We start from the raw sequence: 17,433 nt of genomic DNA, 5'->3' as shown, positions 1-17,433 counted from the left end.
AAGTCTTATCATCGTAACTTTCTTATCCCCAACAATCGGTAGCCATCCACCTTAGTATGGCTACTGACTTTAAGAATTTTAAAACTTTAAAAAACCAATAACTACAACCAATAACTAGAATAAGGAGCTTTAACATGAGCTTTAATGAACAACAAAACCAGCAACAAAATCGTCAAATCAAACTTGCCAGCCGCCCTAATGGCGCTCCTACTAAAGATAACTTTGAGCTGACCACCAGCGACATCCCAACGCCTAACGACAAGCAAATGCTACTACGCACGGTTTATATGTCACTTGACCCGTATATGCGCGGACGTATGAGCGCGTCAAAAAGCTATGCTGACCCACTAGAAGTCGGCGATGTGATGCTTGGCGGTACGGTCGCCCAAGTGGTCGAATCTAATATCGATAAATTTGCCGTTGGTGATTTGGTGGTATCAAATTCAGGCTGGCAGGATTATAGCGTCAGTGATGGCGAAGGCGTGCTAAAACTTGATAAGAATATGTCCAACCCTTCGTATGGTTTAGGTGTCCTTGGTATGCCAGGCTTTACCGGCTACATGGGTTTAACCGATATCGGTAAACCAAAACAAGGCGAAACCTTAGTCGTCGCAGCAGCAACTGGTCCTGTGGGCGCAACGGTCGGACAAGTCGGCAAGCATTTAGGCTTGCGTACCGTTGGTGTAGCAGGCGGTGCGGAAAAATGTGCCTATGCAGTTGAAGAATTAGGTTTTGATATTTGTATCGACCATAAAGCCGACGACTTTGCCGAACAGCTGAAAAACGCTTGCCCAGATGGTATCGACATCTATTACGAAAACGTTGGCGGTAAAGTACTCGATGGCGTATTGCCATTACTAAATGCTCATGCGCGTATCCCAGTGTGCGGCTTGGTGTCACAATATAATGCGACCGACCTTCCTGATGGCAAAGACCGTCTCGGTATGTTGATGGGTCTTATCCTGAGCCAACGCCTGACTATCAAAGGTTTTATTATCTTTGAAGAGTACGGCGATTATTTCCCAGAGTTCTTAAAAACCATGGGTGAATGGGTTGAGTCGGGTAAAGTTAAAACCAAAGAGCATATCGTCGATGGCTTAGCACAAGCGCCGCAAGCTTTCTTTGACATGTTAGAGGGTAAGAACTTCGGTAAAACCGTGGTTAAAGTTGCCGACGTTCAGTAGTGGTCATTTTAAATAGTGCAATTCTAAGAGCAATAGAATCTCTCAGCAATACTTAACGATGGATACCAACAAGCATCAATACCAATATCAATAATAAATAAGGACAGTTATGAATATTTTAATGGTACTAACCTCACACGATAAATTAGGTGATACTGGCAAAAAGACCGGCTTTTGGCTCGAAGAATTTGCCGCCCCTTACTATGCTTTTTTAGATGCTGGCGTCAATATTACCTTAGCCTCTCCTGCTGGCGGTCAACCACCACTCGATCCGAGTAGCGATACGGAAGATGCGCAAACCAAGGACACCAAACGCTTTAAAGAAGACAAAGAGGCGCAAGAACGTCTTGCCAATACCAAAAAGCTTGCTGACGTAAAAGCCGAAGACTTCGATTCTGTCTTTTATCCAGGCGGTCATGGTCCATTGTGGGATTTGGCAGTCGATAAAAATTCTATCGAGTTGATTGAAAACTTTGTTAAGCAAGACAAGCCGGTTGCTTTTGTTTGTCACGCTCCTGCAGCGCTGAAAAACGTCAAAATCGACGGTGAGTATTTGGTCAAAGGTAAAAAAGTTACTGGCTTTACCAATACCGAAGAAGAAGGTGTACAGCTCACTGACGTCGTACCTTTCTTATTGGAAGACGTTTTAAAAGCCAATGGTGGTGACTATCAAAAAGGCGCAGATTGGGAATCGTATGTCGTCGAAGACGGTCTATTGATTACCGGCCAAAACCCAGCCTCATCAGAAGAAGCTGCCAAACGCTTACTGGCTAAACTGAACGCTTAATATAAAATACAGCAAAAAGGCTGACATCATGATTCGCTTACATCATCTTAATCAATCACGCTCACTACGTACGCTATGGCTACTAGAAGAATTGGAGCAACCTTATGAAATCATTAGCCATCAGCGCGATGCCAACACGCATCTAGCACCTGATAGCCTAAAAGCAATTCATCCACTCGGTAAATCTCCGGTTATTGAGATGGATGGCGAGCTTTACGCAGAATCTGGGGCGATAATCGAGCTATTGATTGAGCGTTTTGCGCCAGAGCAATTACGCCCTGCGACCGACAGCACTGATTATGGTCATTACTTGCAGTGGATTCACTTTGCCGAAAGCTCGCTGATGTTGCCGTTATTGCTTGAGCTGTTTACCACTAAAGCAGGCGTTGGCGACAATGCGTTTTTGACCCGTTATATCGCTCAAGAAAAGCACAAACTCCTGAGCTACTTAGATGACGAGTTGAAAGACAAAACGTTTATCGTCGGCAACAAACTCAGTGGCGCTGACTTCATGCTGTCGTTTGATTTAATCATGCTCGCTAAACGCGGTGCGTTAGAAGACTACACCCATATCAAACAGTATGCTTTGCAACTGACGAGCATTGATAGCTACCAACGCGCCATGCGTTTGGAAGCCAACTATGATGACTCTATTAAGCGCTAAGTAAGACATTTCAATGGTTGGTGGTGTTCTAAAAAGTATGCTGGCATCAGACGTAGCCATAATTGACATAAAAGAACACCAGATCGAATACTTTAAAGTGATTATCAAGCTTTTTTGAGAAGCAACAAGTCTTTCTAACCGCTCGACGTAATCGGTGTCTCAAGCGACAGTTATTACCTTCTATACCTACCGTATGCTGTTTGCCAACTCGCTTATGATCTGGTTTAAAAGCCGTTATAAAGCTATCCCAATTGTCCATACTAATAGAGTCATAGCTGACTTTGAGCTGCTTTAGACGTGCTCTTAGCTTCTTAGCCGTTCTCAAATCACGTTTGCCCCAGACATAAGCGACAATCTCACCCGTATCACGGTCATAAGCATAAATAAGCCAGACTTTACGTTTCTTGCGATACACGTAAGTCCAGAACTCATCAACTTCTAAGCGTTCATAGTAGCTCTGCTTAGGCGCAATCTTATATACGGATGAGCTTATGGTGCTTAGCACTTTACCAATGCTAACTGAGGCTATAATAGCAATGTCTCTAATGCCACAGCCTCTCACTGTCATTAGCCGTATTTTATCTTCTATTCTAGAGTGACAGCCGTTATAAGTTAAGGCATGATCACCAATGAACTGACGCTTGCAGGCTTTGCATTGGTAGTTTTGCTTGCCATAGCTTTTTTTGCCATTTTTCTTTAAACTGGGACTGTGACAGTCGGGGCAGTTGATATCTATTTGTGTCTTCATAACCTCAAATATATCATCTTGCCTCGGCTGTCACTCTCCTTTATTAACTCAGCATACTTTCTGATACACCACCCAATGGTTTAATATGAAAAAACAGCTCTTTATGAGCTGTTTTTTTATGGCTAAGCTGTTAAGGGCTTAAGGCAAAACTTTTGCTCAAGCCAGCTATTCATAAAGACATTATCAGGGTCAAACTCTCGGCGAATCTCTAAAAAGCGATTGAGCTTAGGATATAAGCTTTGCAGCTCTATACGGCTCAATTTATTCACTTTGCCCCAATGCGGGCGACCCTGCCATTTTTTCATATACTCGTACAGCCATTTAAACAATGGCTCACAGTCCATACCCTTATAGACATGGAACGATAATACCGCGCAATCCTCCCCCTGCGTAGGACTAAGCATGCCTGTCTCGCCTTTATGCGTGCGCACCTCAATAGGAAAGTGCGAGCCTTTATTGTCGTTTAATAAAATATGATTGACCTCTGAGATACATTCATCAAAGTCAGATAACTTGATAAAATACTCAGACTCATTAAACTTAACGCCGCGCGGTGTCGGAAACACCTCGTAGCTATAGCCTTCACGCTTGGTATTAGGAATGGAGCTTGCTGATATTTCACTGACCTTTTTGGTCAGCGACGGCTTCATACGAGCCAGCTCGCACAGTACATAAAAAGCACCATTTAAAGTGACCACACTGTCAAAATGATCTTTGAGTTTTTGCGTGCCCGTCATCGCTTTGGGTGCTATGACTGACAGCGTCTTTTGCTGAACCTTATTGGTGCCGGGAAACAAAAACCATTCTAGATGACGATGGCTGTGCGCGGTTTCATGAAAACGTGCCAACCCTTCTTCAAAACCTAAGACTTCGTTGGACTCTTTAAGTCCGTAGATATCGACCACTTTAAGCGTTAATTTGGTAAAGATACCAAGCATACCAAGGCTGGCATGTAAGGCATTACCCAACTCGTCAGTTTTCGGGTCGCCGCGATGATGGGTGTGCAGCTCGCCTTTACCATCGACCCACTCCCACGTTACCACTTGATTGGCAATCGAGCCTAAAGTAATCCCTGTGCCATGAGTTGCGGTACTGGCAGCACCAGCAATGGTTTGCGCTTGCACATCACCCATGTTTTCTAACGCCAAACCATGCTTTTTGAGCGCTGCGCCAATCTCATATAAGTAAGTACCAGCATGTAAAGTGACAAGCTTCGCCTCTTTATCGACTGAGATAAGCCCGCGCATATTATATAAACTGACGGCAATTTCTTCAGGTTTCGCGCAGCCACTAAAAGAATGCGCCGCGCCGGTGACTCTAACGCGCTTTTTATTTGCCCGTGCATTTTTCACAATCTCTTGTAGTTCTGCAACCGATGAGGGCGTGAGTTTTTGCTCAGGGGCCGCACGCTCGTACCCTACCCAATTTTGCCAATCATTGCTTCCTTGCCACTGCCTTAATGAAAACATTTGCCCTCTCCTCGGTAAGTTATCATGATTTGCTGTTTTTTTACTTTGTTTGCTGGCCCTGTAGGCTGGCCAGATTGTCGATAACAAATGAGTTCATTAAAATGTTCACACAGCTCGCCTGCTTTTGCATGGCGGCACCAAACCATATCGCCAATATTAAGACGCGGCATCTCATCATCATTGCCCGTTTTGCCAATAGCCATCGGCGTTTGTACTTCACCAAAACCTTCATCGTTTAATAGGGATAAATGTTTGGGATAATGAATGTCCGGTGCTTTATCGGCACCTGTCGCACCTGAGGCAATAAAGCCGCCACCATGACAGGTAATCACGCCTTTTTCCGGCTGACGCGTCACAGGCAGCACAAAGCCCGCGGCAGGCTGAAACTCATGCATGCTATCCATATAATCAAAATACGCCGGTTTATAATAGGCAGAACCGACCGTTATTTCGCTAACCTCAGGCTGGCTTGAAGTGAAACCCATACTGCCACTGCCACCCCCATTGACGAGCTTAAGCGTATAACCTTGTTTATCCAGATAGGCAACGATTGAGCGGCGGCGCTTACTCACTTGTTTTTGTGAGCGGCTTTTTAGTAAACGAATCGCAGGCGACAACACAGTTTTACCCGGTAAATGCTCGGGCAAACCCGCAATTTGTGCCTCATAGCCCATTGCCGCACTGACCTTAATATTGGGATATTTTTTGATATGCTGTAGTAGCTTTTTTACGTCTTTGATGCTCATTAATGCCGAACGCTTGGTACCGAAATACAGCTTGGGCAGCGGCATCGACATATTGATATCGAGACAAACATCAATAATGACATCGTGCGCTTTGGCAACTTCATTAAGCACATCCACATGCTCTGGGCGATCGACCATCCAAATCATGGTTGCGCCCTGTTTGGTAAAGTCAAAAGTTGCGGCGACACTTTTCGCATCTAGAGTTGGATAGGCGCAGAGAATATTATCAAAGCCATTTTCTAACAGATACACTGATTCGTCGGCCGCATAAGACATCAGGCCGATAAAGTTAGGAGATTTGTCTTTAATGTAGTGCAGAACATCGATAGAGCGAATAGATTTGGTCGCCAAGCGCAGTTGCACGGCCTTAGTTTTTTGATTGACCAGTGTTATATTATGATCGAGCGCGTCCATATCAAGCCACGCACTCGGAGCTTTCGGCGGAATAATGTGGGCAAAATCCATTTTACTTTCCTTGTAACGACCATTAAATACGACCTTGTATTTCTTATCATACTGTCATTACGCCTCTAAAAGAGAGGATATATCAGCATCATAGTTTGTACCCAGAGCCTAGCTCAGTCAAGCGCCATATTTATAAAAAATCGACATTTGTTAGTCTTAAAATTAAGTTTAGCTAAGAAGACCTTCGAGTAAAAACTCTAAATAAAAGTAGAATTATTTATAATTTTAAGCATAAACATAACTCTGATGCCCTCACTTTTTAAACTAAAAAAGTACAATCACCAAGTAGTCTCAAATTGAAATCATGATAAAATAATGCAAACAGTCCTTTGACTGTTTTTTATTTTTTATAGCTACTAAATGAAGCACTTATGGCTCAATTTGATAATAGCTCGTCCAATTATTGCTCGTCTAAGAGTCCTACGATGTCACTTTATCTTTCTACTTTTAGCAGGTGGCGATAGACAATGAGCAATGAATACCAATTCAAACCGCACGAACAACCCTTTATGGTGGGTTCTCCCGCCACACCCGACCATCCTACTCGCCGTAAAGTATTTTATCTATTGATTGGTATTTTTATTGGCATCACCGCCAGCTTTCAAAATGGTTTATTGGTAGCGAATCTGACCCAAATCCAAGGTGAAATGGGCTTGACGCCAGTCGAAGGTGGCTGGATATCGGTCGCCTATAATATGACCAATGCTTGTATCACCGTGCTGCTATACAAAATCCGTCAGCAATTTGGTATGGCGCTCTTTAGCAAAATCACCCTGTTCTCACTGTTGGCGGCCACCAGTTTACAATGGTTAGTCAGTAGCCATCTCTTAGACACCAGCGCTATTATCATTGAGCCTTATTATCTAGAAATCATCGCCCGCGGCTTAAGTGGTATGGTTGCTAGTGCCATGACGGTATTGGCTATTTTTTATTGCCTGCAAGGTATGCCAACCGCCAAACGCATTAGCGGTCTGATTTTGGGGTTTGGCTTAGTACAATTTGGCATTCCTCTCTCAAGGATTATCTCGCCATATCTTGCGGTCGACGGCCAGCTTGAAACGCTATTTTTGTTTGAATTGGGCTTAACCCTGATTTGCTTTGCCCTGATTAATATCTTAGAGCTACCACCTGGCAATACCGAAAAAGTATTCGAAAAACTGGATTTTTTAAGCTTTGCGTTTTTTGCCAGCGGTCTTGCAGCGTTAGCAGTCTTTTTGGTACAAGGGCGTATCCAGTGGTGGACGACGCCTTGGCTGAGCTATCCGCTCATCATTGCGTTGGTGACAATTAGCATCGTTTTATGGATTGAAACGCACCGTAAAAACCCAATGTTACAAGTCCGCTGGATGCGTAGCCGCAATATCATCGCTTTTACGATAACCGGCGCGGTGATGCGTATTTTATTATCCGAGCAAAATGTCGGTGCAGCAGGCTTACTGGCCAATTTGGGCTACGGAAATGATCAGTTGATTACCTTTTATGCGGTGATACTTGCCGCCAGCGTTCTGGCCTTGGTCATCAGTATTTTTAGGACCAATGCGATGGATTTACGCCGTCCAGTCATTTTCGCTGTCGCCCTGATTGCGGTTGGCGCCTGGCTAGATACAGATATTGCGCTAAATTCTGCCCCTTATATGTTTTATGTCAGTCAATTTATGATTGCCTTTGCTGCCGTTTACTTTATGGGTCCCATGGTTTTTGAAGGGATGTTTCGCGCTATCGCTAACGGCCCCGCTTACATTATAAGTTTTTCGGTTATTTTTAGCATCTCGCAGACTATTGGCGGACTTGCAGGCGCGGCAGCGATTCAAGCGTTTACCACCATACGTACACAGATACACTACGCTGATATGGTCAGCTCACTTAATTTAGGCGACCCGGCCTTAATGGCACAAGTTGCAGGCGCAGGTCGTATGTTATCTACCCAAATCACGGATGCCAATCAAGCAAATGTCGCAGCGATGGGACAAGTATTGCAAGGCATTCAGCGCCAAGCGACGGTCGCCGCCTATGCTGATTTATTTTTTCTTATGGCAACTATCGCCTCCATCACAACGCTGATTTTATTACTAAATTACTTGTATCATCGCTACCATAAACGTAATCCATTGGCTAAAGAATTGGCAGCGATTGCAAAAATGCGCGAAGCAAAATAGCCCAAATAATTAAAGCATTTTCTTCATTTAAAAATGCCACTTAACATATTAATTAATGCAAAAAACTTATGATAACTATTCAAACTTTAGGAGCGCGGCATGAGTCAAGAAAAATCTGATGAGCTTAACCAAAACCCTAAGCCCGCCTCTGACGCGCTAACCAACGACAATCATGCTCCTGATGCAACAAATTATCCAAATGCTGCGGTCAATCTAGATAAATCAGCTAACGACAGTCTCGCAAATGACGAGAGTATTGTTAATGACGAGAGTATTGTTAATGAGAGTCTTACTGACAGTGATGAGTCGTCCATGCCGCCTATGCCCCCAAAGGAGCCGATTCCTAGCAGCGACGGCTGGTCGCCAAAGAAGAAGTCTTATTTAAATTTAGGCATACTAATCGCCTTGATTGTTATTGGTGTGGCATTAATTTTGTACGCTTGGAAGCTGCCGCCTTTTACCCCGACGGTCCAGCAGACCAATAATGCCTTTGTTAAAGGCCAAACCACCATTATCAGTCCGCAAGTATCTGGCTACGTGACTGAGGTGGCGGTTGAGGATTTTGCCAATGTTAAAGAAGGTGATTTATTAATCAAAATAGACGATCGTACTTTTAGGCAGCAGCTTGAGCAGGCGCAGGCAAACATTGAAATCGCTGTGACCAATCGCGCTAGTAATGCGCAGGATACAGGAACCAGCCAAGCGCAAATCGAAGCACGCAAGGCGGACTTATATAGCGCTAAAGTCAGCGTCGACAGTGCGCGTGAAGATGTCAAACGCTATCAAGGTTTAGACGCTATCGGCGCGGTATCAAAGGCAGAAGTGGCGCATATCAAAGCGCAACTTGCAAAAGCGCAGGCCAACGTGCAACAAGCAGAAGCGAATTTACAAGTGGCTCGTGAGGCAAGCGAGAAGACCAGCGGTAGCCGCTCATCTTTAGATGCCAATATTAAAAGTGCAGAAGCCGGTGCCAAGCAAGCTCAGATCAATTTAGACAATACCGTTATTAGCGCACCAGAATCTGGGCAGCTGAGTCAAATCAGTGTCAAAGAAGGACAATACGTGAGCGCAGGTACGCAGCTGATGTATATCGTACCAAAAGGCGTATGGATTATTGCTAACTTTAAAGAAACGCAAGTGGCCAATATGCGTATTGGTGAGCCCGCCACCATTCATGTCGATGCCCTTGGCGGTACCAAGTTTAGCGGTCGTGTCAGTAATATCTCACCAGCGACGGGCAGCGAATTTAGTGCCGGCGCGGCCAACCCTGCGACGGGTAACTATATCAAAATTGCTCAGCGCGTTCCCGTTAGAATTGACTTGTCCCAAAACCAGCCTAACCTTGCGCAGTTACGTCCAGGTATGTCAGTGTCAGTGAATGTCGATACCAAAGCAAAAAGTTAATGCAAGAAATTAGACTAAAAAACAGCGCAAAAAAAAGCCTCTTTAAACAACTGTCAAACCAGCTTTAAAGAGGCTTCTTTATTTGTAATAGATTGTCATTAAAACGATCAAGCTTACGGTAACAAACGTTTGGTGGTCCATTTTACCGCGTCGCCCGTGCCAGTCTTATCTTGCGTATAAACAATGCGGTCATGCATACGATTAGCGCGGCCTTGCCAAAACTCAATACTCTCAATCGTAATCTCATAGCCACCCCAAAACTCAGGAGTCGGCACTTGACTCTCTGCTGGATACTCATTTTGCAACTGCTCAAACGTTTGATCCATGACATCGCGATTGGCAACCTCGCCACTTTGCGGCTGGCTAACCCAAGCGCCCACTTGACTATCATGCGGACGTTTTTGGAAATAAGCCGCTGATTTAGTAGCGTCTATTTTAGCAATATTGCCGCTGATACGGATTTGACGCTCAAGCTTATGCCAAAAAAACAGCGCTTCGGCATTGGGATTTTCGGCGATATCTTGGCCCTTGGCGCTTTCGTAATTGGTATAAAACACGATGCCTGCGTCAGTAATTTCGCGCAGCAAAACGATACGCACGCTGGGCTTATTGTCTGCGCCGCACGTCGCTAAACTCATCGCATAAGGTTCTTGCACTTCTGCTGCTATCGCTTCATTCATCCATGTGTGTAGCAGCTCAAATGGTGAATCTGGTACTGACTGCTGGTCGAGTTGCCCTTTCTCATACGATAGGCGCTGATCAGTAAAATCCATACTCATGATTGTTTCTCGCTAACTTTCGAATATTATTAATATAAGTCTATTTAACCAAGACGTTTAGCCTAAAACCGTTTTGATTTTATCGGCCAAATCATTGGCCATCACATCGCATTCAATTTCATCGTCTGACTCAACCATAACACGAATCATCGGCTCTGTACCTGACTGACGGATAAGCAGGCGACCACGACCTTCTAAAGTAGCGCGCGCTTTATCAAAAGCTGCGACAAGCTCTTCATGCTCAAACGGATCTTGCATTTGCGATAAGCGTACATTGACCAGTTTTTGTGGTAACACTTCAAAGCCTTCGGTCAAATCGCTAAGTGCCTTACCACGTGCTTGCATCACTGCCAGCACTTGTAAGCCTGCGATAATGGCATCACCCGTGCGGCTTTTATCCAAGCATAAAATATGACCAGATGGCTCACCGCCCAATATCCAACCATTGGCTTCAAGCTCTTGCATGACATAGCGGTCGCCTACTTTTGCACGGGTAAAGGCGATATTAGCGTCTTTTAACGCCAACTCTAAGCCCATGTTACTCATCAAGGTACCCACGACACCTTCGGCTTTGGTTTGACCTTGGGTAGCAAGTACATACAAAATACCATCACCATCGACCAGCTCACCGGCTTCATCGACCATCACGATACGGTCACCATCGCCATCTAAAGCAATACCGACATCGGCTTCATATTCGAGTACCGCTTTTTGCAGACTCTCAGGATGGGTCGAGCCGCAATTGGCATTGATATTGATACCATCGGGTTTGTTATTAATTGCGATAACATTGGCGCCAAGCTCACGCATAACACGCGGCGCAACGCTATAACCTGCACCATTGGCACAGTCAACGACGACGGTTAAATGGTCCAAGTCATATTGATAAGGAAAGCTGCCTTTGCAAAATTCGATATAGCGGCCTTTCGCATCATTAATACGATTGTTTTTGCCCAATTGTGCTGGATCAAGGATTGGCATGATGGCTTTATTAGCGGAATTTGAGGCGTCCATGATCGTGGTCAATTTATCATTGATCGCGCTTTGCATCTCATCAGTTAGTTTTTTGCCATCACCTGAGAAGAACTTGATGCCATTATCAAAATAAGGATTGTGCGAAGCAGAAATCACCACACCAGCATCGGCGTTAAAACTGCGGGTCAAATGCGCGATAGCAGGCGTCGGTAGCGGCCCTAGCATATGGACGTCAACCCCAGCCGCATTAAAGCCTGCCTGCAGCGCCCCTTCAATCACATAGCCCGACAGACGCGTATCTTTACCTATCACCACACTGGGTTTGCGCGCAGGGTTATTATTATTTTCTATCAGCACCAACCCCGTCACATAACCTAACTTCAAAATAAAATCAGGGGTAATCGGTAACTCACCAAATTTGCCGCGAATACCATCAGTGCCAAAGTAACTCATTATTATTATTCCTCAATTTTATAAAGTAAAAAATCAAACGGGCGCGCAGACTGTCATTGTTTTAAAAGAAGCTAATTGATAGACAATCGCTTTTTTAGAAACTCTTTTAAAACTGGCTGCTGCTATAAATTTTCTTTTTTTGCTCTCTTTCTATGCGCCTTGTTCTTTTTAAGGCTACTAAAAACTCACTCCAGCATTAGCGAAGTGTTTTTAAAATACATCAAGTATAAGCCTTAAACCGAGACAAGGCGTCTAAATAATAAAAAGGCGTCTAAGTTATAGATAGAAGAGTTTAATGTTGTATTTTACAAAAAAAACAGCCAACAATAATAAAGCATTGTTGGCTGTTTGTATCTTGGTGTCACGGCAACGCTACAGAGCCGATAACCTACATATAACTAGCGTTAAGAAATGATTAATCAACGCGATAATTAGGTGCTTCTTTGGTAATCTGCACATCATGGACATGAGATTCTTTCATACCCGCTGAAGTGACTTTGACAAACTGCGGCTTCGTGCGCATCTCTTCAATGGTCGCACAACCAGTATAACCCATCGATGAACGTAGGCCACCCATCATCTGATTGACAATACCAGAAACTGGGCCTTTATAAGGAACACGGCCTTCGATACCTTCTGGTACCAACTTTTCTACGCCGTCTTTGGCATCTTGGAAATAGCGATCTGATGAGCCGTTTTGACCTGACATCGCACCCAAGCTACCCATACCGCGATAGGCTTTATAGTAACGGCCTTGGAACAGCTCAACCTCACCTGGCGCTTCTTCGGTACCCGCCATTAGTGAACCAACCATGATGCACGACGCGCCAGCAGCAATGGCTTTTGCCATATCGCCTGAATAGCGGATACCGCCATCAGCAATCAGTGGAATACTGTCTTGTAGTGCGCTTGCGACACTATCGATTGCCGAGATTTGCGGCATACCAACACCCGCGATAATACGCGTGGTACAGATAGACCCAGGGCCAATACCTACTTTTACCGCGTCTGCACCAGCATCACGTAATGCTTTAGCGGCATCACCTGTGGCAATATTACCGCCGATAACCTGAACGTTTGGATAGTGCTTTTTAATCCAAGAAACTTTATCAATCACGCCTTTTGAGTGACCATGCGCGGTATCGACAACGATGATATCGACATCAGCGGCAATCAAAGCTTCAACACGGGCTTGGGTATCAGCGCCAGTACCGACAGCCGCACCAACGCGCAGGCGACCCTGCTCATCTTTACAAGCATTAGGGTTATTTTCTGCTTTAGAGAAATCATTGACCGTAATCAGACCACGCAAACGAAAATCATCATTAATCACAATCACTTTTTCGATACGGTGCTCGTGAAGAAGTTTTTTGATATTTTCGTTACTCTCACCTTCTTTGACGGTGACCAGCTGATCTTTTGGCGTCATGATATGGCTAACTGGTAGTGACAAATTGGTTTCAAAGCGCCAATCACGATGGGTAACGATACCAATGACTTTATCAGTACCCTTCTCAACCACAGGCACCCCTGAGATGTTGTTATCTTGAGTCAATCTTAATAGCTCACCGATGGTCATCTCTGGGTGCACGGTGATGGGATCAACAACTGTACCGGCTTCGAATTTTTTCACGCGACGTACTTGCATGGCCTGCTTATCGATATCCATGCTCTTGTGCAAAATACCCAAACCACCAAGCTGCGCCATAGTGATGGCCATCTCAGATTCAGTGACGGTATCCATCGCAGCCGAAATCATCGGTAAGTTTAAAGTGATATTTTTGGTTAGGCGGGTCGTTAAATCAGCAGCTTTTGGTAGGATTTCAGAATAAGCTGGTAATAATAAAACGTCATCAAAGGTTAAGGCTTCATCGACAATTCGCAACATACAGACCCCTAGTGGTGGTTATTTTGATGGGTGGGCAATGCAGTATCACGTCGATAAACAAAAGCTTTATCAAAATCAATACGCCAAAATAAAGCGGCTAGAATTGTGAAAAAACCATGAGGAACAAACCTTAAATACGGATATCACTCGGCATGTTATCTGTTTATCAGCGGTAATAAAATGCTTAGGAAAGTAGAGTTGCTAATATCGCGCTTCTAAACCTTCTAACATCTGATTACCCGACGCTTAATAACTGAATTATCCCTTAAAAATAACGCCATATTATAACAAATAAAGCAAGCCTTCGCATAACATATTTGTCAGCTTATTTTGCTAGATGATGCCTTTATTTTGCCATGCTCTTACATCGTTACTATGTTTCTGTTTTAACGATAAAACGTTCCGCTGGTAGATAATCCTTTTGTTCGCTATATAAGTAGCTTAGCATTTGCTCGCGTACTTCACATTCAAGTAACCAAGCATTGAGTGGACTATCGGACGCTTGGCTACAGCGCAGCTTGATATTGGTCTCTGTTACCGATACCGTATACATCTCAGGCTCGGTGTCACTATCCCATAGCTCACTGTCTTTGACCAGCTCAATATATTTTTGTCGTATCGCTTCGATATTGGCGCCATAATCGACATATAAATAAATCACTGAGATTTGATGCGACTCGGTATGTGACCAGTTCTCGACAATCTCAGTGATAAAATGCCGCATCGGCACAATCAAACGGCGCTCATCCCAAGTTTTTAGTACCGCATAGGTATAACCCAAATCCTCGATTGTGCACCACTCACCTTCCATCATCACCGTATCGCCGATACGCACCGGCTGGGTAATGGCGACTTGCATGCCTGCGATGATATTACCCAAGATAGGCTGGGCGGCAATACCTATCACCGCACCCGCAATCCCTGCCGAGGTGAGTAAGGTTTTACCCAAACCATCAATATTGGTAAATTCACTCAAACCTATCCAAATACCGCCTAAAATCATCACAAAGATAAAAACGCGGCGAAAAATAGACACATAGGTGCGGCGACTGCGGCCTTTATCAAACTGCTCTTCGCTTAAATTCTCGATTTGCAAATCTTTATAACGATTGGCAAAGAAATTAATGGCGCGTGTACCCAGCCACATAGCGCTTAGCACCAACCCAATCCAAATAATGGGGCGTGTCGATGAGGCAAGCGCATCTAGATAAGGAAAACCGCCCGATACCAAGGTATAAACCGCGGAAAAACTGATGGTAAACGTCAAAGGCACGGTCAGCTTATTGACCAAGTCCTCGACGCCGTTATGATGAATGGTGGCGAGCCGATTGCCCTCTTTATCTAAAACGTACCAATTGAGCAGTTTACCAGCGGCTTTACTGAGCAACCAACCAGCACCCATGGTAAAGAAAAAGAACAAAAATAAGGCGATAAATTCCCAAATGGCAATGCCAAAGACTTTTAATTTGGTCCAGTCGGGCAAATAACGCTCAAACTTGGCAGGCTGATATTGCTCATACAGATTATTGATATTGGCGACCGTTTGCGCGGAAAACACCCAAAAAGGCGGGCTGTCATCGATACGTACGCGCTCAAGATGCAGCGGTACACGGCGATCTCGATAGTCGATATAACCCAACTGGATTGAGCGCCGAGGGATGCCTTGGATACTATTATTACTACCAAGCGGCGGTTCTATCAAACCATCAGGACGGTCGGGCAACTTATCAAACGCATACAGCTTTTTTTCCATCAATAAAAAATCGAGCTGTTTGGCAAGCTCTATTGCTTGATTACGCTGCAACTCCTCGTCAATCAAGTTCATATTGAGCGCATAAGCGGCCAAATCATACTGCTGCTTGATAACTGCCGATTGAAAAAACTCTAGCGTTGCCAGTGGTGTCGATAAATTCGGTGGCTCAGATATCGGCGGCAAGCCGACATTGAGCTTATTTAAGGCATAATAACTTTCGTTATAGTCGCCAGTCAGACCGGAATCACCCTGTAATACTCCTGCTTGCTGTTCGGTTTTTTTCTCAAACGGACTAATGACCTCTTCGGCAAGCGCAGAGACACTGACTCCCTCTTTTTTGAGCTTATCAATCCGTTGCGATGCATAGTCAACGATGTTTTCTGGCGCCTCGGAGATGGGCGCTGTTGTTTCGTTTTGATTGTTGATCGTTGCATTGTCATTCGCTGAATGACTAGCCGCATAAGCTGGCAGATAAACAATACTTAGGATAATGACGGAAATACTGGAAATAAAATGACGTATGTTCAAATGCCTCACGGTTAATTTATGCCTACCTTTAATAGTATCTGAAGTTACGCAGCCCTTTAAAAAAGCGCTATCATAACAAAAAAAGCAGTCAGAGAGAGTAAACAAATGAACAAAGACATGATAGAACTCTACAGCGACTACCTCATCGCAAGTTTTGGGCAAACCACCGCCACAGGACTTGCCAATCTACTACAAGGGAGCATCTACCATGACAGCATCACCCGCTTTCTAAACAGTGAAACACTCGCCGCCAAAGAACAATGGCAACTGATTAAACCCATGCTAAGACAGCATGAAAATGCCACACCCAATGCCATCGGCTATCTCATCTTTGATGACACCATACAGCCCAAACCGCACACAAGCGTCGACGACATCAACTGCTGGCACTACGACCACACCCAAAACAAAAATGTTAAAGGCATTAACCTATTGAACTGTCTGTATCATCGCAAAGACATCGACATACCCTTAAGCTTTGACATCATCACCAAACCCAATATCTTTACCGATGACAAAGGCAACGTTAAACGTAAAAGTGATAAAACCAAAAATCAGCAACTGCTTGATATGTTTGATAGGGCAATCAAAAACCAAGTCAAATTCGACTATGTATTAGCCGATTCTTGGTTTTCAGCCAAAGCAACATTCAAACATATTCGTAAAGCTAACAAGCATTTCATCTTTGTGTTAAAGTCAAATCGCTTGGTGGCTTTAACCCCGGATGATAGAGAAAAAGGTAACTTTGTACGTATTGATGAATCTAATCTACCCGATAATACCCCTGTTCGCGGCTTTTTAAATGACTATCATGATGAAGTCTTGTTATTACGCCGAGTCTTTACAAACAAGGACGGTAGCATAGGGGTGTTATATCTAGTATGCTCAGATTTGCAATGCAACAAGGATAAATTTATCAACGGCTATCAAAAACGATGGCAGGTTGAAGTGTATCATAAGTCGTTAAAGCAAAATGCCAATTTGGGTAAGTCGCCTGCTCATAGCCAAAGGGCTCGGTTTAATCATATGTTTTTAGCCACGTATGCGGTGTTTAAGCTTGAGTGTTTGAAAATCAAAACCAAGTTGAATCATTTCGCTTTGCGTACGAAGTTACTAATTTCTGCTAATCAGTCGGCTTTTGCCCAGCTTAAGGCTATTAGTGGTGCGTAACTTCAGATAGTATCTAGACTCTTACAACCAGAAACATCAGCGTCGCCCCTATTGCCCATATACGGAGCTTGGATATTTTTAGCCATCAAAGACTGAGAGGAATGTTTCATACGTTAAGGTTCTAGGCTGATTAATGAAATGATTTAGTAGAGTTAAGCATTAATTTTGACTATAAGATAAAGCTAATGCACTGAACCAAAAAAAGCCAGCGTAAAGCTGACTTAATTTGAGGGGTTGCAAACAGTTAAATAAAACATATACAAA

Annotated in this window: 13 protein-coding genes; 6 read left to right on the top strand and 7 right to left on the bottom strand. The window is 44.1% G+C overall.

All coding sequences use genetic code 11. The features are described from left to right. The first annotated feature begins 134 nt into the window (after window positions 1-134). The 3 genes from IQ457_RS03535 to IQ457_RS03525 all read left to right on the top strand — a co-directional run bounded on the left by IQ457_RS03535 (window position 135) and on the right by IQ457_RS03525 (window position 2,635). Entirely contained in the window at window positions 135-1,184 is a 1,050-nt protein-coding gene (locus IQ457_RS03535) for an NADP-dependent oxidoreductase (RefSeq protein WP_200662119.1), read from the top strand. A 109-nt stretch (window positions 1,185-1,293) separates the two neighbouring features. Further along, the gene (locus IQ457_RS03530) at window positions 1,294-1,971 is read left to right on the top strand and encodes a type 1 glutamine amidotransferase domain-containing protein (protein WP_200662118.1); all 678 of its coding nucleotides are present in this window, start codon (window positions 1,294-1,296) and stop codon (window positions 1,969-1,971) included. A 28-nt stretch (window positions 1,972-1,999) separates the two neighbouring features. Then, entirely contained in the window at window positions 2,000-2,635 is a 636-nt protein-coding gene (locus IQ457_RS03525) for a glutathione S-transferase family protein (protein WP_200662117.1), read from the top strand. Between the two features lie 46 nt (window positions 2,636-2,681). Here the strand turns inward: IQ457_RS03525 and IQ457_RS03520 are convergent, their stop codons facing one another. From IQ457_RS03520 to IQ457_RS03510, 3 genes are all read right to left on the bottom strand, one after another. Further along, complete coding sequence (locus IQ457_RS03520) at window positions 2,682-3,383, bottom strand: IS1 family transposase (protein ID WP_200662116.1); 702 nt, start codon at window positions 3,381-3,383, stop codon at window positions 2,682-2,684. 122 nt (window positions 3,384-3,505) lie between these two features. After that, window positions 3,506-4,852, bottom strand: coding sequence for a D-arabinono-1,4-lactone oxidase (locus IQ457_RS03515; protein ID WP_200662115.1), 1,347 nt, complete (start codon window positions 4,850-4,852; stop codon window positions 3,506-3,508). After that, window positions 4,840-6,063, bottom strand: coding sequence for an alanine racemase (locus IQ457_RS03510; RefSeq protein ID WP_200662114.1), 1,224 nt, complete (start codon window positions 6,061-6,063; stop codon window positions 4,840-4,842). Before IQ457_RS03510 ends, IQ457_RS03515 begins: the two co-directional genes overlap by 13 nt. A gap of 467 nt (window positions 6,064-6,530) precedes the next feature. Here IQ457_RS03510 and IQ457_RS03505 point away from each other — a divergent pair, with 467 nt between their 5' ends. Then, entirely contained in the window at window positions 6,531-8,219 is a 1,689-nt protein-coding gene (locus IQ457_RS03505; RefSeq protein ID WP_200662113.1) for an MFS transporter, read from the top strand. Between the two features lie 99 nt (window positions 8,220-8,318). Further along, window positions 8,319-9,623 (top strand): HlyD family secretion protein, encoded by a 1,305-nt coding sequence (locus IQ457_RS03500; RefSeq protein ID WP_200662112.1) that lies wholly within the window; start codon window positions 8,319-8,321, stop codon window positions 9,621-9,623. A gap of 113 nt (window positions 9,624-9,736) precedes the next feature. Here IQ457_RS03500 and pdxH read toward each other — a convergent pair whose 3' ends face one another. The 4 genes from pdxH to IQ457_RS03480 all read right to left on the bottom strand — a co-directional run bounded on the left by pdxH (window position 9,737) and on the right by IQ457_RS03480 (window position 16,008). Continuing rightward, window positions 9,737-10,396: a pyridoxamine 5'-phosphate oxidase gene (pdxH, locus tag IQ457_RS03495; RefSeq protein ID WP_200662272.1), complete on the bottom strand. Its 660-nt coding sequence runs from the start codon at window positions 10,394-10,396 to the stop codon at window positions 9,737-9,739. A 63-nt stretch (window positions 10,397-10,459) separates the two neighbouring features. Beyond that, the gene (glmM, locus tag IQ457_RS03490; RefSeq protein ID WP_200662111.1) at window positions 10,460-11,830 is read right to left on the bottom strand and encodes a phosphoglucosamine mutase; all 1,371 of its coding nucleotides are present in this window, start codon (window positions 11,828-11,830) and stop codon (window positions 10,460-10,462) included. Between the two features lie 415 nt (window positions 11,831-12,245). Beyond that, window positions 12,246-13,718: an IMP dehydrogenase gene (gene guaB / locus IQ457_RS03485; protein ID WP_191691593.1), complete on the bottom strand. Its 1,473-nt coding sequence runs from the start codon at window positions 13,716-13,718 to the stop codon at window positions 12,246-12,248. Between the two features lie 373 nt (window positions 13,719-14,091). After that, on the bottom strand, window positions 14,092-16,008 hold the full coding sequence (locus IQ457_RS03480) for a mechanosensitive ion channel family protein (RefSeq protein ID WP_446737527.1): 1,917 nt from the start codon (window positions 16,006-16,008) through the stop codon (window positions 14,092-14,094). Between the two features lie 96 nt (window positions 16,009-16,104). Here IQ457_RS03480 and IQ457_RS03475 point away from each other — a divergent pair, with 96 nt between their 5' ends. After that, entirely contained in the window at window positions 16,105-17,169 is a 1,065-nt protein-coding gene (locus tag IQ457_RS03475; protein ID WP_200662110.1) for an IS701 family transposase, read from the top strand. The last annotated feature ends 264 nt before the right edge of the window (window positions 17,170-17,433 follow it).

This window comes from Psychrobacter sp. M9-54-1 (assembly GCF_016613355.1).
In the GTDB taxonomy this organism is placed as follows: domain Bacteria; phylum Pseudomonadota; class Gammaproteobacteria; order Pseudomonadales; family Moraxellaceae; genus Psychrobacter; species Psychrobacter faecalis.
Note: the sequence above shows the minus strand (reverse complement) of the source record. Positions and strands in the feature narration are given on the sequence as shown.

Excerpts from the sequence above, each read along its gene's own strand:
- IQ457_RS03535 (WP_200662119.1), top strand. The coding sequence starts at position 135 with ATGAGCTTTAATGAACAACAAAACCAGCAACAAAATCGTCAAATCAAA.
- IQ457_RS03530 (WP_200662118.1), top strand. The coding sequence starts at position 1,294 with ATGAATATTTTAATGGTACTAACCTCACACGATAAATTAGGTGATACT.
- IQ457_RS03525 (WP_200662117.1), top strand. The coding sequence starts at position 2,000 with ATGATTCGCTTACATCATCTTAATCAATCACGCTCACTACGTACGCTA.
- IQ457_RS03520 (WP_200662116.1), bottom strand. The coding sequence starts at position 3,383 with ATGAAGACACAAATAGATATCAACTGCCCCGACTGTCACAGTCCCAGT.
- IQ457_RS03515 (WP_200662115.1), bottom strand. The coding sequence starts at position 4,852 with ATGTTTTCATTAAGGCAGTGGCAAGGAAGCAATGATTGGCAAAATTGG.
- IQ457_RS03510 (WP_200662114.1), bottom strand. The coding sequence starts at position 6,063 with ATGGATTTTGCCCACATTATTCCGCCGAAAGCTCCGAGTGCGTGGCTT.
- IQ457_RS03505 (WP_200662113.1), top strand. The coding sequence starts at position 6,531 with ATGAGCAATGAATACCAATTCAAACCGCACGAACAACCCTTTATGGTG.
- IQ457_RS03500 (WP_200662112.1), top strand. The coding sequence starts at position 8,319 with ATGAGTCAAGAAAAATCTGATGAGCTTAACCAAAACCCTAAGCCCGCC.
- pdxH (WP_200662272.1), bottom strand. The coding sequence starts at position 10,396 with ATGGATTTTACTGATCAGCGCCTATCGTATGAGAAAGGGCAACTCGAC.
- glmM (WP_200662111.1), bottom strand. The coding sequence starts at position 11,830 with ATGAGTTACTTTGGCACTGATGGTATTCGCGGCAAATTTGGTGAGTTA.
- guaB (WP_191691593.1), bottom strand. The coding sequence starts at position 13,718 with ATGTTGCGAATTGTCGATGAAGCCTTAACCTTTGATGACGTTTTATTA.
- IQ457_RS03475 (WP_200662110.1), top strand. The coding sequence starts at position 16,105 with ATGAACAAAGACATGATAGAACTCTACAGCGACTACCTCATCGCAAGT.